This is a genomic window from Phaeobacter sp. BS52, assembly GCF_045040595.1.
GTDB classification, from domain to species: domain Bacteria; phylum Pseudomonadota; class Alphaproteobacteria; order Rhodobacterales; family Rhodobacteraceae; genus Phaeobacter; species Phaeobacter piscinae.
The window spans coordinates 497,440-521,753 of the sequence record NZ_CP090662.1 but is presented as its reverse complement, the minus strand read 5'-3'; the positions used below and the strand labels follow the sequence as shown (position 1 = coordinate 521,753).

The window sequence follows — 24,314 nt, the reverse complement described above, 5'->3', positions numbered from 1 at the left end:
CAGGGCTCCCTTATGTGGCCGTCCGCGCGCGCGGATCGAGTAGCGCATTGATCAGATCAGCCAATGCGGTTGAGACAACGAACAGCCCGGTCGACACCAGCACTGCGCCCATCACGATGGGGTAATTACGGGTGGTGATACTGTCGATCACCAGCTTGCCCAGACCGGGACGGGCGAAGACGATTTCGGTAAAGACGGCAGAGCTGAGAAGGAACCCCATGCCGACGCCAATCACGGTCACCACGGGCAGGATCGCGATGCGCAGGGCATAGACGCCGATGATGCGACGCTCGCTCAGGCCAAAGGCGCGGGCGGTGCGGATGTGGCTTTCGCCCATGACCTCCAGCATGGAGGCGCGCACCAGCCGGGCAATATAGCCCACCCAGCTGAGGCCGATGGCGAAAGAGGGCAGCACAAGATGCCACGCCGTGTCCCAGAACCCTTCGCCGACGCCGATGGCCGGAAACCATTGCAATTGCACCGCAAATATCAGCAGCGACAAAAGGGCGACCACAAAGGCGGGGGCCGCAATAAAACTGACCGAAAGTGTCGCCGCAGCGCGGTCAATCCAAGTGTTGGGGTGCGCCGCAGCATAGCAACCGAGTGCAATACCTAAAATCGCCGACCAAGCAATGGCCGAGAAAATTAGCTTCAGGGTGTGGGGCAATTGTTCGAAAACAATCTCGGTGACCGAGCGTCCCGAAAAGACATCAACGCCAAGATCGCCGCGCAAGAGGCCCCCGAAGAACAGCAACAGCTGTTTTGGGATCGACTGATCCAGCGCCATTTCCGAAATCAGCCGCGCCTTGAGTTCTGGCGTCGCCCGTGGTCCCAGCATGATCGACACCGGGTCACCGGGCACCGCACGGATCATGAGGAACATGATCGTGACAGCCACCACAAGGATGAGCGCCGCAAGGGCGAAACGTTTGAGAGTGAATTTCAACATTGCGACGCTCCTGTTTAATTACGCTTTGCCAAAGTCACGCAGCAGCATCAGACCATCAGGCCGCAGGCCCGGTGTGATACGTGCGGAGTGAACAACCGGCGTAGCCTCATGGGTGATGAAACGGTAAGCACCGCTTTCTTCCATCAGATCCTGCGCGCGGCGATACATCTCGCCACGGACCTCAAGGTCAGTTTCTTGCGAAGCCATGGCGTGGATCTTGTCGAACTCTTCGTTGCTGAAGCGTTCCCAGTTCCAGATGCCAGCCTGTTCGGTGATGAACCAGGCCGTCGCATAGGACGGATCAGGTGCCATGGAGAACCGGTTAAGCACGAGCTGCAGGTCTTCGTTGTCACCGCTGGACCAGAACGCGCCGGATTCAAGCAGGTTGATCTCGACCGTGATGCCGATGGAGGCAAGCGTGGCCTGAATGACCTGCGCGGCTGTAGTGAACTCGTTCTTGTTCAGCACATCCAACTTCAGCGTGACATTGGTTTCCCCTGATTCCGCCAGCAGTTCCGCGGCCTTGGCGAAGTCCGCCGCCGGAGGCACAAGGCTCTCGGGGCGGTTGCCCGCAAGACCCGGTGCGATGATGCCGGTGGAGGGTTCAACCGCACCGAAGTACGCCGCCTGAAGGATCGACGGCACGTCGATGGCATGCTGGATGGCCTGGCGCAGCTTTTGGTTCTGCAGCTTTGGGTGGTCCAGGTTCATGCCCAGCCAGACGTAGAACAGCGATGGGTTTTCAACCAATGTCCCGCCATTCGGCACGCCCGCGCGATAGCGTTCGACCGATCCCAGAGAGACACGTGTCAGGTCGATCTCGCCTGAATCAAACGCGATTTCGGCGGTGCTTTCGTCGTCAATCGGCAGAATCTCGATGCTATCCCAGGCGGGAGCCTCCCCTTTCCAATCGGGATTGCGTGTCAGAACCGTTTTTTCCTTGGCCGCCCAGCTGGTGCGCAGATAGGGGCCGGATTCAGCGACCGGATCAACGCCGATACGACCACCGGCTGCTTCCGTGGCGGCCTTGGACACAATGTTGCCGGTGATATAGGGCAGAGCGATGGTCCAAAGCGGGGCAAAGGGATCGTTCAGCACGATTGTGCCTTCACGCTCGCCTGTCACTTCAACGTGGCTGAGCGGGCCCATGTCGGGCTTGTTGGGCGATTCAGTGGCATCTGCGATGATGCGCTCAAACGAGAACTTCACATCCTCTGCCGTCATCGCGCCGTGGCCATTGGTGAACCCGATGTCATCGCGCAGGGCGAATTTGATGTGGGTGGGATCGGCCTGTTCGATCATTGCGGCGGCGTCCAGTTTCCAGCCCCACTCAGAGCCCGGCGTATACTGGATCAGCTTGTTGTAAACAGCGGCGTGGATCGTCTCATCCACAACACCAACGCTGTGCGCCGGGTCCATGGTGCTGAGATCGCCGTAGTTGCGCACCCGCAAAACGCCATCGGCTTGCGCCATCGCGCGTCCGGCATAACCCATCGGCAGCATGGCAGCGGCCCCCAGTGCAGTGGCCCCTTTCAGGAAACCACGTCGTCCGACAGGTGCCTTTTTCCATTCAATTCTCATGTCTTGTCTCCCTTTGAGTTGGTCATAAATGTCCGCGTGGAATGGTTTGCGACCATTCCTTTGTCAGAACTTCGGTTCGTGTCGCGCCCTCTGTGGCGCGCAACTTGCGGTGCAAATAGAAATTTTGTGTATCGCAGGTCATGGCGTTTTCAGTGTTGATTTCAACCTGCCAATCCTTGCGTCTAAACGCGAAGTTCCAAGCGGATTGGAAACAGGCGGTGACCGGATCATCGGGATGAATGGAGTAGCGGGTCGTGACGTGGCTCCCAACCTCCATTCCGTGATCGGGATCGCGCGTCGCGCCAAAGTCATCGAACGTTTCCTGAACGATGGTGCCATCCGCTTGGGTAACGGTTGACACCCTGGCATCGGCGGCCCGCAAGGTTTCATTATGAGACGTTGGTCCCAATTGGGGCGCGCCCGGTGCACAGGGATCAATCTCCTCTATGACAGACCGCACAGGCAGCGTCAGCGCACAGCCCGCCAAATCAAGCATGACATTCGTACGCACTGGTGCAGGCCAGACAATCGGCCAATAGCTGTTAGACAACGCAAGCCGTAGCCTGTGACCGGCGCGCAGATGGTGCGCACATTCGTTCAGGGCAAATTCCACCTCGTAGCGTTGGCCTGGCACCAGTGTTTCTGGGCGGTCATGCCCGGCGTGATGGCTCAGGTTAAAGGCTCGGTAGCTGATCCGTTGCGACACGCCATCCGCGGACACGTCACACAGCCGCGCGACAATCTGCGCTGCGGGCTGATCAACCGTAAAGGCGATCTTGAGCACGGCGCGACCCAGCAATTCCATCGAGGCATCCAGAGGCAGATCAAAACAGACCGATCGCGCGTCGTCGCCGCTCTGATCACCCGCAAGCTCATTGTCGATGCGCATGCCGGGGCAGAAGACACCGCTGGCCTGACCCACATCCGCCGCAGTGGAGACGTTCAGCTGTGCGTTTTCTGCACGGTCACTCAAGCCATTGTTGCCCAGCCAGAGCATCCGGGGCGTGACATTCGGCGAGGGCCAGCGCTGTTCGGCAATCCAACGCCCCTTGCGCGGCTTATTGGCCTGCGTCGGGTCAAAATGTTCCTGCATGAAAACGCGGTAATCGGGCAAGTCCTCTGCACCGTTCTCCTCGGCCTTGAGCCAGCGATCAAACCATCCGAGAACCTCGGAATGGAAGTCCGACGCGCCCAGCTTTGACATATGGGCGTAGCGGTGCTCCCATGGCCCCATTAGGGCTTTGGCAGGGCCGTTCAGATGTGCCGCCAGTTGGGACGGCGCATTCACATAGGCGTCCGCCCAGCCGGTGGTGGCAAGCACCGGCACCTTGATCCGCGCATAATCCTCGCAAACCGAGCCGTGTTTCCAGAACGCATCCCGGTTTGGATGGGCCAGCCAGTCAGCGGCCATAAACGGCAGGTTCTCCATCCGCTCCTGCCAGACCTCGCGCCAGTCACTGCGCAGCAACGGGTCAGGCGGGCGCGAATTATAGGCGAACATCTGCCCGGCCCAATTTACATTGTCGCTCAGCAGGCAGCCGCCCATAAAATGTATATCATCCGCATAGCGATCGGTGGTCGAAGCCACGCTGACAACCGCCCTCAGCGCGGGGGGCTGACGATAGGCCAATTGCAGGCCGTTAAACCCGCCCCACGAAATTCCGATCATGCCGATATTGGCATCACACCAATCCTGACAGGAGATCCAAGCCAAAACGGCTTCGCCGTCGCTCAATTCCTGTTGGGAATATTCATCATCAAAAACTCCGTCTGAATCGCCGGTGCCGGCGATGTCCACCCGCACACAGGCATAACCCGCCGCCGCAAAAACCCCATGGGTCGTCTGATCACGCGACGCGGTGGCATCGCGCTTACGATAGGGCAGGTATTCAAGAATGACAGGGAACGGACCAGTGCCCGCCGGAATCCAGATCCGCGTCGCCAGACGTCGCCCGTCCGGCAATACGATCCATTCGTTTTCTATAACAGTAATATGTGTCACATGACCCCCAAAGATCCGAGAGTCTGAGCCGGACGACAGGGCCATGACAACTAGACGAGATTACGCTAAAGTTAGCGAAAATGTACGATGTTGCGTAAGATCGCTAATAAATGAAACAAAAACGCTCTGAGTTCTCCAAAAATCTCCGCCACATCTGCGCGGAGAGAGTATCGGTCGCGCAAGTGTGTCGCGAAATTGGAATCAATCCGCAGCAGTTCAATCGATACTTGTCAGGGGCGGGCATGCCGTCTGCGCATAACCTGCGCAGAATTTGCCTGTATTTTGAGGTGGAGGAGCAGGACTTACTGGCGGATCACGCAACGTTCAAAGCGCTGCGCGGCCTGTCGAATAAAGGCGCTATACCGCAACGCAAAGATCCCTTTGCCAACGCCTTCCCCGGTGATCTTGCCCGGTTGCGCGGCTTTTTGGGGGCCTATCACATTCATTTCTTGTCGCCGTCCTGGCCGGGCAACGTCATGATCGGGGCAACATTTCTGGATGAATATGAGGGGCAAATCCTGACCCGAACCATCGAACGTGGCCTCGGACCGGAACGGGAACTGCTTCAGCGGACTAGATATGACGGTAAGGCAAGCTATCACGGTAGCCGAATCTTCGTTGTCGAGTTTGAACCAGATCAGGACGGGTCATTTACCGAAACAATCTTGTACCCTTCGCACCGACAACAGCGTACCTATTTGCGAGGCCTGACGATGGGCATATCCTGGCGGCCGCGTCGCATGCCCTATTCCGCACGTGTCATTTGGAAGCGAACGGAAGCAACTACAGTGGCGAGCGAAATTCTCAACAAATGTGGCGTTTATCGGATAGACGATAAAGCCATTGATCCCACCGTGCGCAACTTCTTGCTCGAAAAATCGGGCCTAACGGGAGAGGAGTAGCAGCCCTTTCCTATTACAAATCATAGCAATATTGGCCTCTGATATCTCCAGGCCCATACATTAGTTTTCGCAGCCTAAGGGCGGTTTGACTGTTGGGCGAGTTTGGCCATCTCTATCGTTGTCGGATACGTCAGCGCTTGCAAGACCACTGAGACCCAGCCAACGAATCCGCAACCGATGTTAGGTTCAACGGGCCGCCCTAATGTCCGCATTCTTGTGGTTCGCTGTCGTTGAACTTCGTCCCTGTTCCCGGACACCAGGGTAATTTACCCCTGTCTAGGAAAGGAGCATGGAATGGGACAAACGAGACGGACGTTCACAGATGAATTCAAAGCCGCAGCTGTTGGTCGGCTTTATAAGCCTGGTGCCACACAAGGTGGTGTTGCCAAGGAGCTTGGAGTGACGAACTCGCAATTAAAGACGTGGCGCTTGCAGATCGAAGCAGCAGGATCAACGGCGGCACTGCGCAGGCAGCAGGCGGATGCGGCGGAACTGGATCGTCTTCGGAAGGAAAACAAACGTTTGAAGCTGGAAAATGCAATCCTTGAGAAAGCTTCCGCTTTTTTCGCCTCAAGAGCAGCGAAGACATGACTGCGAAACATGCATTTGTCGCTGCCCATAAGGCTCTTTATCCCATTTCCCTGCTCTGTCGCATTCTGGGGATCGGCCGCAGTTGATTTTATGGTTTTACTCAGTCGCAACCAACCCGAGATCAGCGGCAAAAGCTGCGTACCGACCGGGACGCCGAGTTGCTGCCAAAGATAAAAGCGGCGTTTTCTCAAAGCAAAACACGATATGGGTCAAAGCGGGTCCACCAGGATCTGAAAGCCGATGGCGAGGCAGTCTCGGAGCGACGCGTCGCCAGAATAATGAGAGAAAACAGTATCTCACCGCGTCTGCGCAAGCGCCGGAAGCCGCGCACGACTGACAGCAATCACTCTCTGAAACCATCGCCGAATTTGTTGGAGCAACAGTTCGGTTGTTCCGTTCCAAGCCGGGTTTGGCTGGCCGACATTACCTACGTCGATACGGACGAAGGATGGCTCTACGTCGCCGCCATCAAAGACATGGCAACACGTGAAATCGTCGCTGGGCAATGGACGATCATCTGCGATCCAAACTGTGCTGTGATGCCTTGAACATGGCCCTGGGGCGGCGTGGTCCGGTGCCTGGGCTCATTCACCATTCGGATCGCGGCGTGCAATACGCTGGCAGCGAATACCGTGCGCTGCTCGGGTCTGCGAAGATCATCCAATCAATGAGCCGAACCGGCGAATGCCTGGATAACGCTCCAATGGAAAGTTTCTTTGCCTCCCTGAAAAAGGAGCTGGTCCACCAGGAGCGCTTCAAAACGCGCTCCCAGGCAAAGGCTGCGATCTTCGAATACATAGAGGTCTTCTACAATCGCCAGCGCCAAGCACTCCGCCATAGCCTACCAAACCCCCGCGCAAGCATACGAAACCATGACTTGGAAAAGCGCAGCATAGGGTCAATAATCAATCTGTCCGGAAATCGGGGTGAACTCCAACTGGGAAGATGCGGACCTTCCGGCCATTCGCTGCAGGCGCAGCACGAACGACCAGGGGCGGTCGCGATGCGCAGATAGCGACCTTTGCAAGGTCATCTCTGTCGCCAAGTTCGGCCACGGTTTTCACTGCGCCGCCGCGTCGAGAAGCCTCCCTTCGCTGCAAGCGCATGCCTCTGGCGGCTTCGATCGGCGATTGTACGAACAAAGCGACTGTCTAGCTAAAGCACTTAGTTGATAGATTTGATTCCTGAAGAGGTGTGTCATCTTCAAAATCACCTAGGTGTTCGCTGGCCAATTCTATTATTCTCTCGAGCGTCTCGACGTCCAATTCATTCGAATAGGTTTTGATTATATTTGGGTCGTATCATCATACCGAATGATGTCCGCGACATGCCTGTTATCACTACCCCAAACCTCAAGCGACTTGGTATTCGGATGGATGTCTCTAGAGATCTGCAAATCGAGTGTTTTCATCGACCAATGCTAACCGATGAGAGAGTTGTAGCAATGGGTTCAAAGCTGACTTGCGTTGGTGACATCGGAGGTGAAAATGTGCGAAATTGAGAGGTTAAGGTGATTTTCTGTCGTAGAAAATTGACGGCAGAAAATCGTTCCAATTCGAAAGTAACACTATTCAAAGAACTCTACTTCAGTGATCCCGCGCAATGTTAACTGGCCACTTCCATCTAAATGGAATATCAAATCACCCCCAACAGCACTCGTGGTTGTGAAACCTACAGGCAACGCAGATTTTTCCAAGTTTCGATATCGAAGCCTTCGATGGTTAAGCGATCTATTCCGACTTCGTAGTCAGTAATTTCCAGAATCGACGAATTTGTTGCTTTGTTAGTTCCAAACACAAAAAGATCCGCCCCAGCACCGACAGTAAGGATGTGATCACCACCCTTAAGGAGTTTGGCTCTGAGCTCATCATCCCCATCGCCACCGTTCAGTATTGAGCTGTGATCACCACTGTGAAGGAAGTCGTTCCCTGCTCCCCCGTAGAGTGAATTATTGCCCTTCTGACCATAAATCACGTCGTTACCCTCGCCGCCATAGGCGATATCATTGCCATTGTAGAGGTGGATCCGGTCATCTCCACCATAGCCGTAAACGGTGTCAGAGACTGCGCTATCCTCTTGAACGCTATCGCCCCCGCCATCCGCGAAGGAACGGTCGATTAAATCTGCACTTTCAGTTCCTTCTACAATTCCATCGCTCACATCAGCGAAGTTTCGCCAGATCTCCAAATCGGCGTCTTGCAGGATTACCATCTCACTAGTCTTTAGTGTGACTGTTACGTTGTTTCCCGCCTGCTCAATTGAAACCCTATCGTCTGAAGTGTTTGGGATTAGTATTTCCCCATTTATAAGTAAGTTATCATACTCTGGTTCAAATTCGGTAATAATCGTAGATCGGCCACCAGTGACCAGCGTGAAGCTATCAGCTCCAGAAGATCCGGTTTCTGCGGTAAGCCCGTCCGGATCAGTGTGATTTTTGATATTGTGCGTCAACTCAATTTTCTGCAAGATCTCAAGAGTAGAAGGAGTTTCGCTGTCTACCGGCATAACCGCAGCTACTGAACCATTCGAAACTAAAGATGTTCCGGAAAATTTACCTCCTGCAACGGACCAATGTGAGATAAGGTCTGAGATTTGATTGGGAAATTCAATATCACCAATAACCGTTTCACCTTCTGTCAATGATTGATGCGTTCTGTATTATTTATCAATGAACGGTCCATTTTCTGCTCCCGATGCAAATTCATAACTTGAAAGCTCATCCATATGTGGTCCATAGCCGTTAATGGGCCAACCGACCAGCCCATCATCGTCCCCTTCTGGACCCCAGTATCGTGCCGATGTATAAGCTGCGTAAACAGAGGTTTGAACATTAAGGGAAACATCACCAAACCTCACCGCCCCACTATGTATGTCGCTTCTGTCTTCGGCATATTCGGGTTCCCGAAGACCTTCTATCTCAGAAAGTGAATAATTGGTTGTTTCAGGATACATCTCAATGAATGCTGAATCTTCTTCATCCACTTTAGTTTCTAGTAATTTGATCTATGAGTTCCAACACCCATTCTGTCGGGCACCATAGTCTCCGAATTGAAATCGTATTTCATTCCTCTGTAGAATTCATCTGAGGAACCTGAGTTAATAATCACTGCAGATATGTCACTCCAGTCAAAAATCTCTCCAAGCCCCAAGAGGTCTAGTTCGAAATTTTCGAAGTTTCCGTGCTCAAGCCGGAAACTGACGCCACGATCATATTTCCGCCGCCTGTATGAAACTGGTCAGCACCGGCGCCGCCCCAAATAATTGCTGGGCCGTCTTCATCTGTTGACCAAACAGCAAAAATATCGTCGCCAGCGCCCCCTGCGACCATTTGGCTGCCATGGGATGCATCCATATAGAACTCATCATCGCCAGAATTTCCTACGGCGACTTCCACATTCAAAGCCGCCATATCGGCTTTCACGCCATCTGTGTCATCAACATAGAGGATGTCACGACCTTCGCCGCCGGATACATTTATGCTCACAGAGCTGCCTAGGTCAGAGGAGTCTACGACCAGGACGTCATCGCCAGCGCCGCCATCTATATCGTCGGCTCCGTCACCTCCCAAAAGAAGACTGTTCTTTTCGTTGCCCGTAATGCTATCTGAGTGATCAGATCCCAACACTGTTTCAAAATCAATAACTTCAACATGAATTCCCGAAAATTCGAGCGCTTCTTCTTGGATGTCGACCGTAGCTCCGACTTTTAGTTGGCTCAGATCGAAAATATCACCAGCGCCCTCGGTTTCAGAACTCGCATCAATAGTCGTAACATCAGAGGAATCTATTATGCGTACAGTGTCGTTTATTTTTCCCAGTTCTAGCGCTTCAAAACCTGAAATCTGAGAAAAACGCATTTTTCGATTTCCACAGAACTTATGTTCCCGGATATTCCGCCACCTAAAGACGTAAATGTTTTGTTTAACGCTTTGGTTTCGATGGCTTGGTTAAAATTCACTTTATCCAAACCGTCTCCACCATCTAAAAGGTCGTTACCGTCAAAAAAACCGGCTTGCTCACTCCCACCAATTACCGTGTCGTTCCCAGCGCCGCCATGAATGGCGTCCATTTCATCAGTCGCCGAGAGCGTGTCGTCTGAACCCAACCTGCCCAATTTAATATCTGTGCCAACGGTTAAGTACGCAAGTAGGTTTGTTCCGTCTACTCCATAATGTTCTTCCAGAAACGTAGCCAAGCTAGCCACTGCCGTAACAGCCACATCAGCTCCATCTGGGCATTGGTAGATTTGTAGCAGCGCATCAACGATGTTGGCAGATTGGTAACTTTCAAGCATGAACTTGAGCATTGCAAATGCGTCATAAGTACCGTTTTGGTCGCCAACAATACATCTATTAAAGTAGTCGTTGATCCCGAGCGCCAAGAACAGTGGGGATCCGGCCCATCCACCGAAATCCCCGTCTTGAAACAATATCCCTGCCGCCGCACGCGCATCGTTCTCCGCAATGAAATTCAAATTAGGAATGACTCCAGAGCTTCTCTTTATGTCGAGAAATAGTCTTTGTGCCATTATATTTGAGATATCACTGATCTCATCAAATGGCACCGAATCTCCGGTACGTGCTCCGGCTTGTGAGTCATTGTAATTTCGAATACAGTTTGCTTGATTTCCAACACCAATATTTACTTCTGCTGCGCCTCGCAGCCAAAGCCAGACAGGGGGTTCCACACCTGGTTGCCCTTCGACCATCACAGCAAGCGCAAGGTAGAATGCTGCTTCTGGATGGCTGTCAATAATACCTTCTGTTATAAGCCCAGTCGCTAATGGAAATAGATCCTCCGTCAAACCATTGACATGCTCTGCAGTGAAGTTTCCTTCCATCAGAGCTGAAATGAATTCCATTTAGATTGCACTTAGTTGCACAATACTTCTTCCTCTAGTGAGTAAACTCTATTTTCAATTGACTTTTCGATAACACTCAGTGGCTCGCTCCAGCTGAAGTCGTCAAACTCCATTTCCATATCTGGCGGCTTTGGCCAATGCCCTTTCAAATCCTCTCCCGTAAAAAAAGAAAAATCAATAATCATGCCGCTGGGCCGAACACCAATGCCCAGGCAGGCATAAGAATTATCATCATCAGAATAGATTGGTAGATTGGCTCGGCAAGTTACCTTTACCTCATTCCCAAAAAGACCTGGCGTGTTTACAAGAAAAATTTTATTGCCGCGTCGAGACACTTCAAAGCGTGGGTGTTTGTTCGGCCATTCCACCAACTCCTCCTCAGCGATAAATCCGAATCCTATTTGACTTATGCGAAAATTGCTATTTTGATCGAGCAGAGTTTCCAGAATGGGACTGGTGCCGGGTACTGAGTTTAGAATTATAACTTCACTGAATGCTATAGGCTTACCCCCACATTCTTGCTTTAGTGCTTGGTAAGTATCTTTTTTATATAAATTTTCTGTCAGCGGGATCCTAATTGTTTCACCCGAGATGGAGATGGAGATATCGTTTGACGTTTCCGCGCAGACTCCATTCGCATAAAAAATTGACGTAAGTATGTAGGTAATTATTAATTCAATACTTTTCATTGCGATTCTAAAGTGTAAAGATCTTAATCTTATCCGACAAAAGATAGGTGTCGCATCACTCTGATGCTGTAACATGGCGATTGTATTGTTGGACTACATCTCATGCAAGAAGGGTGCTGCAAATAGTAGCCAATAGGTGGCAAGAGCAGTTATGGTTTTTGTCAAGTTCGAAGACTATAGAAGGCATTCGATGTGTGTTGGTCATTCACCGCCAGTGCTTGATCCCTTCGAATATGAGCTCGATCCGGCCTCATCGTTTGTAACGGCGCATCAACATCGCTGATGACCCTCGCAGCACCAGCTGGGATAGTGACTTACCTTTGCACGTCTGCTTTCGGGAAAACTGGCTGGCGTTTAGGCACCTGCGGCATGGTAGCGCCGCCGACTCTACGAATGTCTGCTTTGGGCTGGAAACGGACATCCGACTTGCCTGTCACGAAGGTGGTCCATCGGCCGTTGGCCAAACCTCGCAAAGCCCACTTCCTGTGCGACCCGTTGCACAGCCACCGCGCGCCCTCTTCACGATCATTACCCGCAAATCTGCCAGACTGACCGATGACCGATCATCTCTGCGCAGTCGGCATAACCGCCCTGCTGCGCCACCAACCAAGACGACCCAAGATCGGCTCCGCATCTGCAGGGTGCTGCGTTTGAGCGCAGTTGGCACGCCAGGCAATGCGGGGGCAGATCAGGATATCCTGTCCGCCAGGCCCCACCCGGGCCTGACCAGAGCTTTAGCGGCGGCGCCGCCCTCTTTCCTCTTTATCCATAAGAGGAGACACCGAACAACCCCCATCTGACCAAGAGGTCACACCGGAGACATCCAGCCGCAGACACCAACACAGCACCATGCCCCCAACAGTGTCTGAACACCCTGTTTAAGAACCCGCCGCAGCGGAACCGCCCGTTGTGCATAACGCGGGCTCAGCCCTCCTGCGCTGCGGGCTCTGCCAGCCGCACCGGCTGGCCATGAGGCGTGGTGAGATAGGCCGCCTCCCATTTCAGGCGCATATCCGCGGCGTCCTCGACCGCTACCGTGCTAGCCTCGGCCAGATAGTGTTCCAGCGTTTCCAGCCAAGCGGCAAAATAATCCTCGCCACCATTCAGATCCTTCGCCAACCCGTGACGGCGCAGCGTCGCAGAAAACCGCGCCACCCAGTCGCCCCAGGAAAACGCCCCGCGTTCATTCAGGTGCACCGTCAGCGCAAAGACCTGCGCGTGCCAAGGTTGCCCGAAGGCCGGGTCCGGTTGCGCCTGTGCCAAATTCTCAAATCCGCTCATACCGCCTCCAGATAGCTCTGCCACAGATCCAGCACCACCTCGTCACCCGGATGCTCCGGCGCGCTCCACAGGTCCGATGCCGCAAAGGCCACCGCATAAAGCGGCTCTGGCGCCTCGCCCAGACCATGGGCGGCACTGTCAGGCAGAACATGCGTCCCATGCACCCGCACAATCCACCCCCGCGCCCCGACCGCATAGGTCGGCAGCCGCGTGTGGCCGCCCGCCACCAGCCGATTGCCGCCGGGGCGGCGACAGCGCACAGGGTCACCGGGGGCAAAGGCAACGGCCACATCACTGGGGCGATCTGCCGGACCACCCTTGGCCAGTGCTGCGGCCACATCCGCCGCCTTCAGGGCACGGGCAGCCAGCGGATGCGGGGCCGCGCGATCTGCACCCGTGCCATCCCTGCCGTCAGTGGCTGAGGCCAAATCCTTGGCGCTCAGCACCCGTTTTTCCACCAGCAGCGTTGCCAAACCCGCCAGCCATTTCTCGTAGTAGGAAAACCGCGTGTAATCCAGCGGTGCCAGCCGTTCGCGCGCATGGCGCGACGTGTCGATATTCCACTGCCCCAACGCGCCGCAGGCCAGCGTTATCGCCAGCGCACGGGCGTGCCAGTCTTCGGCAAAAACCGGGGCGCCTTGCGGTTCGGGCGTCACCGGCCCATCGCCGAATCGTCCCCCCATGTCATGGACCCGGCTCATGACGCTACCACCTCGGGCGCGATCGCCAATCCTGTGCCGATCATACTGTCACGGCTCACCAATGTGGCCAGTTGTTCTTCGCTCATCCCTTCACTGCCCTCGGGTCGCATCGGCAGCACCAGATAGCGCACCTCGGCCGTGGAGTCCCAGACCCGCACCGATGTGTCCGCAGGCAAGGTCACGCCAAACTCCGCCAGCACCCGGCGCGGCTCGCGTACGGCGCGGGCGCGGTAGGCATCCGATTTGTACCACCCCGGCGGAATGCCCAAGAGCGGCCACGGGTAACAGCTGCACAGGGTACAGACGACCATATTGTGCTGCGCGGGGGTGTTCTCAACCACCACCATATGCTCGCCCTGACGGCCATAGTAGCCAAGATCTGCCAGCACCGGATCGGCGTCAGCCAGCAGCGCCGCCTTGAAGTCCGGATCACACCAGGCGCGTGCCACCACCCGCGCGCCATTCGCAGGACCGATGCGGTTCTGATAGGTGTCGATAATCTCATCCAGCGCGGCCGGATCAATCAGCCCCTTCTGGGTCAACAGGGTTTCCAGCGCCTTGACGCGCAGGGCGGGATCCGAGGGCAAGAGGCTATGCGGGGCGTCGGCGTGATCATGAGGCATGGGGTGAGACTGCCCGCCACAGCGCAAACCTGTCCAGTCACAATCCGTCATGGATGGGATCAACGGGCCTGATGCAAGGCGCCATCGCCTCCTCCCGCAGGCGCCGATCCTGCGCTATTTCTTGCACATTTCAGCCGCCTCAGAGGCCACAGCGCCGCGTTCTCCACGCTTCGGCAAACTGAGCTCTTGCCCCTCAGAGCAATCTTCCCTATTTACCGCCCGATACTCAGCCAACCGCCGTAGGATCCTATGGAAAACGTCGTACTCATCATCCATCTTCTTCTGGCCTTGGGGCTGATTGCCGTTGTCCTCTTGCAGCGTTCCGAAGGCGGCGGCCTTGGCATGGGCGGCGGCGGTGGCGGGGCCATGTCTGGCCGGGCCGCAGCCACCGCGATGAGCAAGCTGACCTGGATCCTGGCCGTGGCCTTTATCGGCACCTCGATCACGCTGACCATTCTGGCGGCACAGAAATCCGCAGGCTCTTCGGTCGCCGACCGCCTGAGCGCCCCTGCCGCAGAGGGTGCCGCTGATGCCCCCGAAGCGCCGCTCGGCAGCGATCTGCTGCCGCCGGTTCAGGGCGACAACGCACCGCTGGTTCCCAGCGCAGACTAAATCCGGCCCTTTCAGGTCCGGACCTTTGGATCGGCCCGGCGGATCTCACCGCTTTGGGCAGATCCGACAATGACCACTGCGTCTGACGCGGGATTCGCGAGAATCCACTACACTTAGAATGAACAAAAGCAGCCGTAACAGCATCTTGCGGCTTGCTTGCGCATTTTGCGCGAATCCTTTATACGTAAAGCCCCGTGATGCTGCGGTTTCTGCAACCGCCGGGCAGCTGAATTCTGACTTCTCACGGGGGCAGCCGAACACTCATGGCGCGTTTCATTTTCATTACTGGCGGTGTTGTATCATCTCTGGGCAAAGGGCTGGCATCCGCCGCTCTTGGGGCACTTCTTCAGGCGCGCGGCTATTCCGTCCGCCTGCGCAAACTGGACCCCTATCTGAACGTCGATCCGGGCACGATGAGCCCGTTCGAACATGGCGAAGTCTTCGTAACTGACGACGGCGCCGAAACCGATCTCGATCTGGGCCACTACGAACGGTTCACCGGTGTGGCCGCCCGCAAGACCGACTCGGTCTCCTCGGGCCGGATCTATTCCAACGTGCTGGAAAAGGAACGCCGCGGCGATTACCTCGGCAAGACCATTCAGGTCATTCCGCATGTGACCAATGAAATCAAAGACTTCATCTCCATCGGCGAAGATGAAGTTGATTTCATGCTGTGCGAAATCGGCGGCACCGTCGGCGACATCGAAGGTCTGCCCTTCTTTGAGGCGATCCGTCAGTTCGCCAATGACAAGGCGCGCGGCCAGTGTATTTTCATGCACCTCACCCTCCTGCCCTATATCAAGGCCTCCGGTGAGCTGAAGACCAAGCCGACCCAGCACTCCGTGAAGGAGCTACGCTCCATCGGTCTGGCCCCCGATATTCTGGTCTGCCGCTCCGAGGGTCCGATCCCGCATAAAGAACGCGAAAAACTGGCGCTGTTCTGCAATGTGCGCGCCGACTCTGTGATTGCGGCGCAAGATCTCAAGTCCATCTATGAGGCGCCGCTGGCCTATCACCGCGAAGGTCTCGATCAGGCGGTTTTGGATGCCTTTGGCATTGCCCCCGCCCCGAAACCCAAGCTGGCCCGCTGGGAAGACGTGGCCGACCGCATCTACAACCCCGAAGGCGAAGTCAAAATCGCCATCGTGGGCAAATACACCCAGCTGGAAGACGCCTATAAATCCATCGCCGAGGCACTGACCCATGGCGGCATGTCGAACCGCGTGAAGGTGAAGATCGAATGGGTCGACGCCGAGCTGTTCGACAAGGAAGACGCCGCGCCTTACCTGCAGGGCTATAACGCCATTCTGGTTCCCGGCGGCTTTGGCGAGCGCGGCACCGAGGGCAAGATCAAGGCGGCGCAATATGCCCGCGAGCACAAGCTGCCCTATCTGGGCATCTGCCTTGGCATGCAGATGGCGGTGATCGAAGCCGCGCGCAACGTTGCAGGTATCTCCGAGGCGGGTTCGGAAGAATTCGACCACGAGGCGGGCAAGAAACGCTTTGAGCCGGTGGTCTATCACCTGAAAGAATGGGTGCAGGGCAACCACACTGTCGCGCGCAAGGTCGATGACGACAAGGGCGGCACCATGCGTCTGGGCTCCTACAACGCCACGCTGGCCGAAGGCTCCAAAGTGGCCGAAGTCTATGGCACCACCAAGATCGAGGAACGCCACCGTCACCGCTATGAGGTGGACACCAAATACCGCGAACAGCTGGAGGCCTGTGGCCTCAAATTCTCCGGCATGTCCCCCGATGGTCGCCTGCCCGAAATCGTCGAATGGTCGGATCACCCTTGGTTCATCGGCGTGCAGTTCCATCCGGAACTGAAATCGAAACCGTTTGATCCGCACCCGCTGTTCGACGATTTCGTTCGCGCCGCCAAGGAAGCCTCGCGTCTGGTGTGACGCCCGGCGCCGCATGCGCCACAGATCATTACAACGAAAAAGGCAGGCCCGCGCGGTCTGCCTTTTTTCTTGCCCACGCGTCATGTTAGCGACGGCGTTAGCGCAACCACCTGATGCTAATAGTTGTTTCCTGCCGCAGGCGCGGTATAGACGGTGCCAGACAGACAATCCCTTTTCGTGGAGACCCGACCTATGGCGCAAGAAACTTCGACCCAGACCGCACAGCTTGATCGTATCGCAAACGGCAAGGGCTTCATTGCGGCGCTCGATCAGTCCGGCGGCTCCACCCCGAAGGCGCTGGCGCTCTATGGTGTGACCGAAGACGCCTATGGCAATGACGACGAGATGTTCGGCGAGATCCAGAAGATGCGCGCCCGCATCATCACCGCGCCCGATTTCAACAGCGACAAAATCCTCGGCGCGATCCTGTTTGAAAAGACCATGGATGCGGCCATCGACGGCACCCCGGTGCCTGCCTACCTCTGGAACACTTGCGGTGTTGTGCCCTTCCTCAAAGTGGACAAAGGCCTCGCGGATGAGGCGGACGACGCCCAGACCATGAAACCGATGCCTGATCTTGATGCGCTGCTGTCGCGCGCGGTGAAGGCCGGGATTTTCGGCACCAAGATGCGGTCGGTCATCAAGGGCGCGAATGCTACCGGCATCAAGAATGTCGTAGGTCAGCAGTTCATCATCGGTCGCCAGATTGCCGCTGCCGGCCTGCTGCCGATCATCGAACCTGAGGTGGACATCCACTCCGCCACCAAAGCCGAAGCAGAAGCGCTGCTGAAAGACGCGATTCTGGCCGAGTTGAACGCCCTGCCCGCCGAGACCAAAGTGGCGCTGAAGCTGACCATCCCGACCGAGGCCGGTCTTTATGACGATCTGGCAGCCCACGCCAATGTGGTGCGCGTCGTGGCCCTGTCCGGCGGTTACACCACCGATGACGCCTGTGAGAAGCTGTCCCAGAACAAGACCATGATCGCCTCCTTCAGCCGCGCCCTGACCGAAGGTCTGAACGTGGCCATGAGCGATGAGGACTATAACGCGGCGCTTGGCTCCAACATCGACAAGATCTACCGCGCCTCGATCTGACGCGCGCGCCCCTGACGGGGTAAGACACTAAGGAAAGAGCCGCGCCGGTCAGATCCCGGCGCGGCTCTTTTTCGTTTCATCACGGGTTCATTTCAGCACCGGTTCATTTCGGACCTGGCTGACGCCGGGCTCAGTCGAATTTGGGCGCGCGTTTCTGCATCTGGGCGGCGACCACCTCCATCTGCTCGGGCTTGCCGATCAGACCGACCTGAACGCGGGATTCCTCCAGCAGCACCTCGGCGCTGTCGGTGCTGGCCTCGGCCGTCTCGATCAGCGCTTTCGCCGCGCGGATGGCGGCCGGGCTTTGGCCTGCAATCACGGTCGCCAGCTCATGGGCGCGGGCGACGGGATCTTCGGCCAGTTCCGTAACCAGCCCCCAGTCCAGCGCCTGCGGCGCCGAGACCTTCTCCGCCGTATAGGTCAGCTCGGCGCAGCACATCGGACCGCAACAGCTGCGGCAAGAGCACCATGCCCCCCATGTCGGGAACAATACCCCATTTCATCTCCATGACTGAAAACCGCGCATCCGGCGCGGCAATGCGGATATCGGCCCCCAGCGCCAGTTGCAGCCCGCCGCCAAAGGCCACGCCATTGACCGCCGCAATCACCGGCATTGGCAGCCGCCGCCAGACCATCGCCACCTGTTGCACCTGATTGGCATCACCGTGAGAGCGGCTCATCAGCCACTCTTCAGGGTTTTTCAGCCCCATCTGGGCAAAGCTCATCAGATCCAGCCCGGCGCAGAACGCCTTGCCCTCGCCCGAGAGCACAACCACCCGCGCCTTGCTGTCCATCAGGCTTTCGCCTGCGGCAATGATCTCTTCGATCATCTGACTGTCCAGCGCGTTCATCTTGTCGCCGCGGGTCAGCGTCACCCGTGCGATGTGGTCTTCGATCTCTACCGATACCCGTGCCATGTCGGCCCCCTCTTTCTCGGACATTCTCTTGGCCGCAGACTGCCCCGGATCCCCGGCCCGCGCCAGCGTAACGCCGGGGCAAAGCGGCAGGCTGTGACCTGCGCTTGCCCGAGAGGGTCCGATCACGTTATCTGCCCCCATGACACAGCCACGCTACACCCCGCTCGCCCAATCCCTCCCCGCTTCGGTTCCCTTTGTCGGGCCGGAAACCCAGGAACGCCAGCGCGGCGCGGTGTTCAAGGCACGGCTGGGCGCAAATGAGAATATCTTTGGCCCCTCGCCAAAGGCGATTGCGGCGATGCAGACTTCGCTCACGGAGATTTGGAAATACGGCGACGCCGAAAGCCACGACCTGCGCGCGGCATTGGCCGCCCACCACAGCGTTGCACCGGAAAACATCATGATTGGCGAGGGCATTGACGGGCTGCTCGGCTATCTGGTGCGGCTGATGATTGGCGAGGGCGATGCGGTGGTCACCTCCCTTGGGGCCTATCCGACGTTCAACTACCATGTCGCAGGCTTTGGTGGCGTATTGCATACCGTTCCTTATAAGGACGACCACGAAGACCCCGCCGCGCTCTTTGCCAAGGCGGCCGAGGTCGATGCGAAACTGGTCTATCTCGCCAATCCCGACAATCCGATGGGCAGCTGGCACAGCGGCGCCGATCTGCTAGCGGCGATGGATGCCCTGCCAAAGGGCTGCCTGCTGCTCTTAGACGAGGCCTATATCGACTGCGCGCCGGAAGGCACTGCCCTGCCCATCGACATCAATGATCCGCGCGTGATCCGCACGCGAACGTTTTCCAAGGCCTATGGCATGGCCGGAGCGCGGGTGGGCTACGTGCTGGCAGAGGCGGAACTGATCGCCGCCTTCAACAAGGTGCGCAATCATTTCGGCATGAACCGCACCGCCCAGATTGGCGCGCTGGCGGCCCTGCAGGATCAGGGCTGGCTGGTTGAGGTTCTGGACCGCATCAGCACCGCCCGCGACCGGATTGGCGAAATTGCCCTCGACAATGGGCTGACGCCGCTGCCCTCAGCCACCAATTTTGTCGCCATCGATTGTGGCAGAGACGGCGCTTTTGCCAAATCGGTGCTGGACGGTCTGGTGGATCAGGGCGTGTTTGTGCGGATGCCCTTTGCCGCGCCGCAAAACCGCTGCATCCGCGTGAGCTGCGGGCCGGAGGAACAGCTCGACGCCTTCGCCCGCGCGCTGCCTATGGCGCTGGCGCGGGCGCGCAACGGCTGAGGCCGCGCGCAAGGCCTGCAGCGGATCACCCGCAGCAGCTCAGCCTTGAGGGCGCGCTGGTTTCTGTGCTGCCAGCCCCGGCGATCACAGATGCCGCAGCCTCCAGCGCGCCGGATCCATGCGGGATCTCCAGCGCTTTCAGCCCGGCATCAACGCCGCCCAGTAGCCCCATGATCATCTGACCACTCACATGGCCCATATGACCCAGGCGCAGGAAGCCGTGCCACTCCGGGCTGTTCGGCGGCGCCATGCCAAGGCCGATGCCCAGCGTCAGCCCCAGGGTCTGCTCAACCCACGTGCGCAGGCGGGTGGCGTGATCGCCGCCCAGATGCAGGGAGGTCACCGCATTGGAGCGCAAGGCAACGTCCTGCACATTCATCCGCAGCGGACCATCCGCGCCCCAAGCGTCACAGGCCGCCCAGATCGCGCGCGCCAGATGATGATGCCGCGCCCAGACGGTCTCCATGCCCTCAGCGTGGATCAGATCCAGCGCGGCCCGCAGACCATAGAGATGATGCGTCGGCGCGGTGCCGCCAAAATACTGGTAGAATTCTTCCGGATTGGCGCGTGGCTCCCAATCCCAATAGCGGCTGACTCGCGGCAGGCGGGCGCGGGCCTCGGCGGCCTTGGGGCTGAAAAACACAAACCCCATGCCCGCAGGCACCATCAGCCCCTTCTGGCAGGCAGAAACCATCACATCGACGCCCCAGGCGTCCATCTCAAATCGGTCACAGCCGAGCGAGGCAATGCAATCGGCCATCAATAATGCGGGGTGATCGCAGGCATCCAGCGCCGCACGCATCGCCGCCACATCATTGCGGATGGAGCTGGAGGTATCGACATGCACTGCCAGAACCGCCTTGATCCGATGCGCGGTATCTGCCGCTAGATGGCTGGCGATCCGGTCCATGTCCCAGGGCGCGCCGGTGCCGAAATCCAGCAGCTCAACCTGGATCCCCAGCGCCTCTGCCATTTCGGACCAGCCGATGGCAAAGCGACCGGAGGAGGCCACCAGCACCGTGTCGCCGGGTTTCAGCGTGTTCTGCAACGCCGCCTCCCAGGCACCGTGGCCGTTGGAGATATAGATCGCCACATGATGATCCGTGCGCGCAACCCGGCGCAGATCAGGGATCAGCGTCGCGGTCATCTCCACCAGCTCTCCGGCATAGATATTCGGCGACGGGCGGTGCATCGCCTGCAACACCGCATCCGGAATGACCGACGGTCCGGGGATCGCCAGATATCCGCGCCCCGCGGCAAGGGAAACACCCGCTGTCATGCTGCACTCCTGTCCTGCAAACGGTCTGATTGCGGCGACTGTGGCCTGCGGGGTCACAGGCTGCAAGCCCTTGCGCTGCCGTGCAAATAAATTTGACGTAGCGATGTCGTGATCCCGGTCGGCGCCCCGCCTGCAACGGGTGACAGCCGCGCCAATGCTTGCACCTTTCCCCTCAGCTGCTTAAATGGCGCAGGTCTGACGCAGATGTCAGCGCCAGAAAAACCACAGCGGTTGGACCCCTTGCCCCAGACTGACCCCAAGACCCCCTCGCCCGCAGCGCCGGACACGGCCCCCGCCACGGACGCGTCCACGGAGGCCGCATCGCCGACGCAGGCCACAGCTCCCGCAACGGATCAGACCGTGGCAAACCCCCCCGTCACAGGGGAGCCCCCGGCCATCAAGAGCAAGCCCGAACACATGTCCTCGCGCGAGTTGCTCGGCTGGCTCTGGCGGGGCTATCTGCGCCATTACATGGGGCTATTGGGTCTGGCGATCCTGTTCATGCTGATTGAGGGCGGCACCGTTGGTGGCCTCAGCTACATGATGCAGCCGATGTTCGATCTGGTGTTTGTCGCGGGCAATACCAATGCGCTGTTCTGGGTCAGCCTGGCGTTTTTGATCATCTTTACCATGCGGGGTCTGTCCAGCGTCTGCCAGAAGGTGATCCTCAGCAAGATTTCCCAGACCTCTGCGGCGCATATGCGTAAAGATATGCTGGCGCGGCTGATCCGACAGGATCCCTCGTTTCATCAGGTGAACCCGCCCGGGTTTCTGATCCAGCGGGTGCAAAGCGATGTGATGGCGATCAATTCGGTCTGGCAGGCGCTGATCACCGGGGCGGGCCGCGATGTCACCCAGATGGTTGCCGTGCTGGCGGTGGCGATCAGCGTGGACTGGCGCTGGACCGCGATCATGCTGGTTGGCTTACCGATGCTGCTGTTGCCGCTGGCAGCCGTGCAACGCTACGTGCGACGCAAGGCCTCGCAGGCACGGGATCTGGGCGCGTCCCTCTCCACCCGGCTGGATGAAATTTTTCACGGCATCGTTCCAATCAAGCTGAACAATCTTGAGGACTATCAGACCGACCGGTTTGGCGGCCATATGGATCAGTTTGTCCGCTCAGAAGTGCGCGCCTCCTTTGGCGTGGCTTCCACCACTGGCATGATCGACATTATGGCCGGGTTGGGCGTGATGGGCGTGGTGCTTTACGGCGGCGCAGAAATCATAGAGGGCAAGAAAACCGTTGGTGAGTTCATGAGCTTCTTCACCGCCATCGGTCTGGCCTTTGATCCGATGCGCCGTCTGGCGTCGATCAGCGGCACCTGGCAGGCGGCCGCCGCCGCGATGGAACGCATCAAGGAGTTGATGGACTCGCCCATCAAACTGGTATCGCCGGAAAACCCCGTCGCCCCCCCCAAGGGCCTGCCAGAAGTGGCGCTGACAGATGTGACCCTGCGCTATGGCGACTCGGATGTGCTGCGCCAGCTGTCGCTGGTGGCAGAGGCAGGCAAGACCACCGCTCTGGTCGGCGCCTCGGGTGCAGGCAAATCGACCATCTTCAACTTGCTGACCCGGCTGGTGGACCCGCAGGAGGGATCCGTCACCGTGGGTGGTGTCGCTGTGCGGGATCTGGATCTGGATGACCTGCGCGGGTTGTTTTCCGTGGTCACACAGGAGGCGCTGCTGTTTGACGAAACCCTGCGCGAGAACATCCTTCTGGGGCGCACCGATGTGAGTGATGCGCAGCTTGAGGAGGTGTTGAAAGCCTCCCATGTGGCGGATTTCCTGCCGAAGCTGGCCAATGGGCTGGATACGCTGGTGGGGCCGCGTGGCTCGGCCCTGTCTGGGGGACAGCGCCAGCGGGTGGTGATTGCCCGCGCCCTGCTGCGGGACACGCCGATCCTGCTGCTGGATGAGGCGACCTCGGCCCTGGATGCGCAATCTGAAAAGGTGGTGCAACAAGCGCTGGAGAAACTCTCCGGCGGGCGCACCACGTTGGTCATCGCGCACCGGCTGTCGACCATCCGCAATGCCGATAAAATCGTGGTGATGGAACGCGGCGAGGTGATGGACCATGGCACCCATGAAGAGCTGCTGGAGCGCGGCGGCATCTATGCGGATCTCTACCGACTACAGTTTCAGGACGGCAAAACGCTGGTCGACCGCGAAGGCGTCGCCGCACAGGCGCCGAAACAAGTCCGCGATGGCGGTGACCAGCCCCGCTGGTTCCAGAAACTGGCCCGCCGCATGTTCGGCTAGGCCTTACCCACCCCGCGACCTACATTGCCTCTCATGATCCTTCAGGAGCCTGACCTATGAGCAACCGCCGCATCCTGCGCCTTTCCGGTGCCGAGACCCGTGACTTCCTGCAGGGGCTGATCACCAATGATGTCGCCAAGGTCGATCAGGGGCTGGTTTATGCCGCCCTGCTGACGCCACAGGGCAAATATCTGGCGGATTTCTTTGTCGCTGCGGATGGCGAAGATCTGCTGCTGGATGTGGACGAGAGCCTGGCCGCCAGTCTGGCCAAACGGCTGACCATGTACCGGCTGCGCGCCAAGATCACCATTGAGGAAACCGATCTGGCCGTGCGCCGGGGCACCGGACCCGCGCCTGAGGGCGCTCTGGCGGATCCGCGACACCCGGATCTCGGCTGGCGGCTTTATGGCGCTGAGGCGGGCGACGACGGCAGCAACTGGGACGCGATCCGCGTCGCCCATTGCATCCCCGAAACCGGCATTGAGCTGGGGCCGGACAGCTACATCTCGGAAGCCGGGTTTGAACGGCTGAACGGCGTCGATTTCCGCAAAGGCTGCTATGTCGGCCAGGAGGTCACCGCCCGGATGAAGCACAAGACCACCCTGCGCAAGGGGCTGACCACGGTCACTGTTACGGGCGCGGCCCCCATCGGCACCGAGATCCGGCGCGCCGATAAACCCGTCGGCACGCTGTTTACGCAGGCCGGAAATCAGGCCATCGCCTATCTGCGATCTCGACCGCGCCGGTGACGACATGTGTGCGCAGGACGCGCGGATCGACTGGCCGGGTAAGACCTGAGGCAATTCTGTGGCCGCGC

Annotated in this window: 21 protein-coding genes and 2 pseudogenes; 10 read left to right on the top strand and 13 right to left on the bottom strand. The window is 57.9% G+C overall.

Going from position 1 to position 24,314, the window contains the following annotated elements; genetic code table 11:
• Positions 1 to 10: 10 nt before the first annotated feature.
• From L0Z65_RS02545 to L0Z65_RS02535, 3 genes are read right to left on the bottom strand one after another with little or no spacing between them, the layout of a single operon-like run.
• Complete coding sequence (locus tag L0Z65_RS02545) at positions 11 to 949, bottom strand: ABC transporter permease (RefSeq protein ID WP_096872032.1); 939 nt, start codon at positions 947 to 949, stop codon at positions 11 to 13.
• Positions 950 to 967: 18 nt separating this feature from the next.
• On the bottom strand, positions 968 to 2,530 hold the full coding sequence (locus L0Z65_RS02540; protein ID WP_096872034.1) for an ABC transporter substrate-binding protein: 1,563 nt from the start codon (positions 2,528 to 2,530) through the stop codon (positions 968 to 970).
• A 22-nt stretch (positions 2,531 to 2,552) separates the two neighbouring features.
• On the bottom strand, positions 2,553 to 4,532 hold the full coding sequence (locus L0Z65_RS02535; protein ID WP_405110475.1) for a CocE/NonD family hydrolase: 1,980 nt from the start codon (positions 4,530 to 4,532) through the stop codon (positions 2,553 to 2,555).
• A 110-nt stretch (positions 4,533 to 4,642) separates the two neighbouring features.
• Here L0Z65_RS02535 and L0Z65_RS02530 point away from each other — a divergent pair, with 110 nt between their 5' ends.
• From L0Z65_RS02530 to L0Z65_RS02515, 4 genes are all read left to right on the top strand, one after another.
• Complete coding sequence (locus L0Z65_RS02530) at positions 4,643 to 5,434, top strand: helix-turn-helix domain-containing protein (RefSeq protein ID WP_096872038.1); 792 nt, start codon at positions 4,643 to 4,645, stop codon at positions 5,432 to 5,434.
• 294 nt (positions 5,435 to 5,728) lie between these two features.
• On the top strand, positions 5,729 to 6,025 hold the full coding sequence (locus L0Z65_RS02525) for a transposase (RefSeq protein ID WP_405110471.1): 297 nt from the start codon (positions 5,729 to 5,731) through the stop codon (positions 6,023 to 6,025).
• Positions 6,026 to 6,183: 158 nt separating this feature from the next.
• Complete coding sequence (locus L0Z65_RS02520; RefSeq protein ID WP_405110468.1) at positions 6,184 to 6,573, top strand: IS3 family transposase; 390 nt, start codon at positions 6,184 to 6,186, stop codon at positions 6,571 to 6,573.
• Positions 6,531 to 7,040 carry an IS3 family transposase gene (locus L0Z65_RS02515; RefSeq protein WP_405110465.1) on the top strand — a complete coding sequence of 170 codons (510 nt, stop codon included), beginning with the start codon at positions 6,531 to 6,533 and terminating at the stop codon, positions 7,038 to 7,040. The genes L0Z65_RS02520 and L0Z65_RS02515 overlap by 43 nt, the downstream gene beginning before the upstream one ends.
• Positions 7,041 to 7,696: 656 nt before the next feature.
• On the opposite strand, the gene L0Z65_RS02510 is transcribed toward L0Z65_RS02515, so the two are convergent.
• The 8 genes from L0Z65_RS02510 to nthA form a co-directional block, all read right to left on the bottom strand.
• Positions 7,697 to 8,665, bottom strand: a complete 969-nt coding sequence (locus L0Z65_RS02510; RefSeq protein ID WP_405110462.1) for a calcium-binding protein — start codon at positions 8,663 to 8,665, stop codon at positions 7,697 to 7,699.
• Between the two features lie 18 nt (positions 8,666 to 8,683).
• On the bottom strand, positions 8,684 to 9,007 hold the full coding sequence (locus L0Z65_RS02505; RefSeq protein ID WP_405110459.1) for a hypothetical protein: 324 nt from the start codon (positions 9,005 to 9,007) through the stop codon (positions 8,684 to 8,686).
• A 172-nt stretch (positions 9,008 to 9,179) separates the two neighbouring features.
• Positions 9,180 to 9,881 carry a hypothetical protein gene (locus L0Z65_RS02500; RefSeq protein WP_405110456.1) on the bottom strand — a complete coding sequence of 234 codons (702 nt, stop codon included), beginning with the start codon at positions 9,879 to 9,881 and terminating at the stop codon, positions 9,180 to 9,182.
• Complete coding sequence (locus L0Z65_RS02495) at positions 9,845 to 10,885, bottom strand: hypothetical protein (protein WP_405110453.1); 1,041 nt, start codon at positions 10,883 to 10,885, stop codon at positions 9,845 to 9,847. The genes L0Z65_RS02500 and L0Z65_RS02495 overlap by 37 nt, the downstream gene beginning before the upstream one ends.
• A gap of 11 nt (positions 10,886 to 10,896) precedes the next feature.
• Positions 10,897 to 11,574 (bottom strand): hypothetical protein, encoded by a 678-nt coding sequence (locus L0Z65_RS02490; protein ID WP_405110450.1) that lies wholly within the window; start codon positions 11,572 to 11,574, stop codon positions 10,897 to 10,899.
• Positions 11,575 to 12,498: 924 nt separating this feature from the next.
• Positions 12,499 to 12,855: a nitrile hydratase accessory protein gene (locus L0Z65_RS02485; protein ID WP_405110447.1), complete on the bottom strand. Its 357-nt coding sequence runs from the start codon at positions 12,853 to 12,855 to the stop codon at positions 12,499 to 12,501.
• Positions 12,852 to 13,556, bottom strand: a complete 705-nt coding sequence (gene nthB / locus L0Z65_RS02480; RefSeq protein WP_405110444.1) for a nitrile hydratase subunit beta — start codon at positions 13,554 to 13,556, stop codon at positions 12,852 to 12,854. The genes L0Z65_RS02485 and nthB overlap by 4 nt, the downstream gene beginning before the upstream one ends.
• Positions 13,553 to 14,179, bottom strand: a complete 627-nt coding sequence (gene nthA / locus L0Z65_RS02475; protein ID WP_405110441.1) for a nitrile hydratase subunit alpha — start codon at positions 14,177 to 14,179, stop codon at positions 13,553 to 13,555. Before nthA ends, nthB begins: the two co-directional genes overlap by 4 nt.
• Before the next feature lie 249 nt (positions 14,180 to 14,428).
• On the opposite strand from nthA, the gene secG reads away from it, so the two are divergent.
• The 3 genes from secG to L0Z65_RS02460 all read left to right on the top strand — a co-directional run bounded on the left by secG (position 14,429) and on the right by L0Z65_RS02460 (position 17,793).
• Positions 14,429 to 14,791 carry a preprotein translocase subunit SecG gene (secG, locus tag L0Z65_RS02470; protein WP_014875296.1) on the top strand — a complete coding sequence of 121 codons (363 nt, stop codon included), beginning with the start codon at positions 14,429 to 14,431 and terminating at the stop codon, positions 14,789 to 14,791.
• Positions 14,792 to 15,054: 263 nt separating this feature from the next.
• Positions 15,055 to 16,698 carry a CTP synthase gene (locus L0Z65_RS02465; RefSeq protein WP_024096471.1) on the top strand — a complete coding sequence of 548 codons (1,644 nt, stop codon included), beginning with the start codon at positions 15,055 to 15,057 and terminating at the stop codon, positions 16,696 to 16,698.
• Between the two features lie 192 nt (positions 16,699 to 16,890).
• The gene (locus L0Z65_RS02460; protein WP_405110437.1) at positions 16,891 to 17,793 is read left to right on the top strand and encodes a fructose bisphosphate aldolase; all 903 of its coding nucleotides are present in this window, start codon (positions 16,891 to 16,893) and stop codon (positions 17,791 to 17,793) included.
• A 130-nt stretch (positions 17,794 to 17,923) separates the two neighbouring features.
• Here the strand turns inward: L0Z65_RS02460 and L0Z65_RS02455 are convergent.
• Positions 17,924 to 18,644: pseudogene (locus tag L0Z65_RS02455) on the bottom strand (crotonase/enoyl-CoA hydratase family protein).
• Positions 18,645 to 18,849: 205 nt separating this feature from the next.
• On the opposite strand from L0Z65_RS02455, the gene L0Z65_RS02450 reads away from it, so the two are divergent.
• Positions 18,850 to 19,959: a pyridoxal phosphate-dependent aminotransferase gene (locus tag L0Z65_RS02450; RefSeq protein ID WP_405110434.1), complete on the top strand. Its 1,110-nt coding sequence runs from the start codon at positions 18,850 to 18,852 to the stop codon at positions 19,957 to 19,959.
• A 25-nt stretch (positions 19,960 to 19,984) separates the two neighbouring features.
• Here L0Z65_RS02450 and L0Z65_RS02445 read toward each other — a convergent pair whose 3' ends face one another.
• Positions 19,985 to 21,238, bottom strand: a complete 1,254-nt coding sequence (locus L0Z65_RS02445) for a pyridoxal-phosphate-dependent aminotransferase family protein (protein ID WP_405110431.1) — start codon at positions 21,236 to 21,238, stop codon at positions 19,985 to 19,987.
• Positions 21,239 to 21,655: 417 nt separating this feature from the next.
• Between L0Z65_RS02445 and L0Z65_RS02440 the strand changes: the two genes are divergently transcribed.
• The gene (locus tag L0Z65_RS02440) at positions 21,656 to 23,497 is read left to right on the top strand and encodes an ABC transporter ATP-binding protein (RefSeq protein WP_405112432.1); all 1,842 of its coding nucleotides are present in this window, start codon (positions 21,656 to 21,658) and stop codon (positions 23,495 to 23,497) included.
• A 56-nt stretch (positions 23,498 to 23,553) separates the two neighbouring features.
• Positions 23,554 to 24,295, top strand: a pseudogene (locus L0Z65_RS02435) (YgfZ/GcvT domain-containing protein).
• Positions 24,296 to 24,314: the final 19 nt, after the last annotated feature.

Bases quoted from the DNA above. Each gene is read 5' to 3' on its own strand.
- L0Z65_RS02545 (WP_096872032.1), bottom strand. From the start codon at position 949: ATGTTGAAATTCACTCTCAAACGTTTCGCCCTTGCGGCGCTCATCCTT.
- L0Z65_RS02540 (WP_096872034.1), bottom strand. From the start codon at position 2,530: ATGAGAATTGAATGGAAAAAGGCACCTGTCGGACGACGTGGTTTCCTG.
- L0Z65_RS02530 (WP_096872038.1), top strand. From the start codon at position 4,643: ATGAAACAAAAACGCTCTGAGTTCTCCAAAAATCTCCGCCACATCTGC.
- L0Z65_RS02525 (WP_405110471.1), top strand. From the start codon at position 5,729: ATGGGACAAACGAGACGGACGTTCACAGATGAATTCAAAGCCGCAGCT.
- L0Z65_RS02515 (WP_405110465.1), top strand. From the start codon at position 6,531: ATGGACGATCATCTGCGATCCAAACTGTGCTGTGATGCCTTGAACATG.
- L0Z65_RS02500 (WP_405110456.1), bottom strand. From the start codon at position 9,881: ATGCGTTTTTCTCAGATTTCAGGTTTTGAAGCGCTAGAACTGGGAAAA.
- L0Z65_RS02495 (WP_405110453.1), bottom strand. From the start codon at position 10,885: ATGGAATTCATTTCAGCTCTGATGGAAGGAAACTTCACTGCAGAGCAT.
- L0Z65_RS02490 (WP_405110450.1), bottom strand. From the start codon at position 11,574: ATGAAAAGTATTGAATTAATAATTACCTACATACTTACGTCAATTTTT.
- L0Z65_RS02485 (WP_405110447.1), bottom strand. From the start codon at position 12,855: ATGAGCGGATTTGAGAATTTGGCACAGGCGCAACCGGACCCGGCCTTC.
- nthB (WP_405110444.1), bottom strand. From the start codon at position 13,556: ATGAGCCGGGTCCATGACATGGGGGGACGATTCGGCGATGGGCCGGTG.
- nthA (WP_405110441.1), bottom strand. From the start codon at position 14,179: ATGCCTCATGATCACGCCGACGCCCCGCATAGCCTCTTGCCCTCGGAT.
- secG (WP_014875296.1), top strand. From the start codon at position 14,429: ATGGAAAACGTCGTACTCATCATCCATCTTCTTCTGGCCTTGGGGCTG.
- L0Z65_RS02465 (WP_024096471.1), top strand. From the start codon at position 15,055: ATGGCGCGTTTCATTTTCATTACTGGCGGTGTTGTATCATCTCTGGGC.
- L0Z65_RS02460 (WP_405110437.1), top strand. From the start codon at position 16,891: ATGGCGCAAGAAACTTCGACCCAGACCGCACAGCTTGATCGTATCGCA.
- L0Z65_RS02450 (WP_405110434.1), top strand. From the start codon at position 18,850: ATGACACAGCCACGCTACACCCCGCTCGCCCAATCCCTCCCCGCTTCG.
- L0Z65_RS02445 (WP_405110431.1), bottom strand. From the start codon at position 21,238: ATGACAGCGGGTGTTTCCCTTGCCGCGGGGCGCGGATATCTGGCGATC.
- L0Z65_RS02440 (WP_405112432.1), top strand. From the start codon at position 21,656: ATGTCCTCGCGCGAGTTGCTCGGCTGGCTCTGGCGGGGCTATCTGCGC.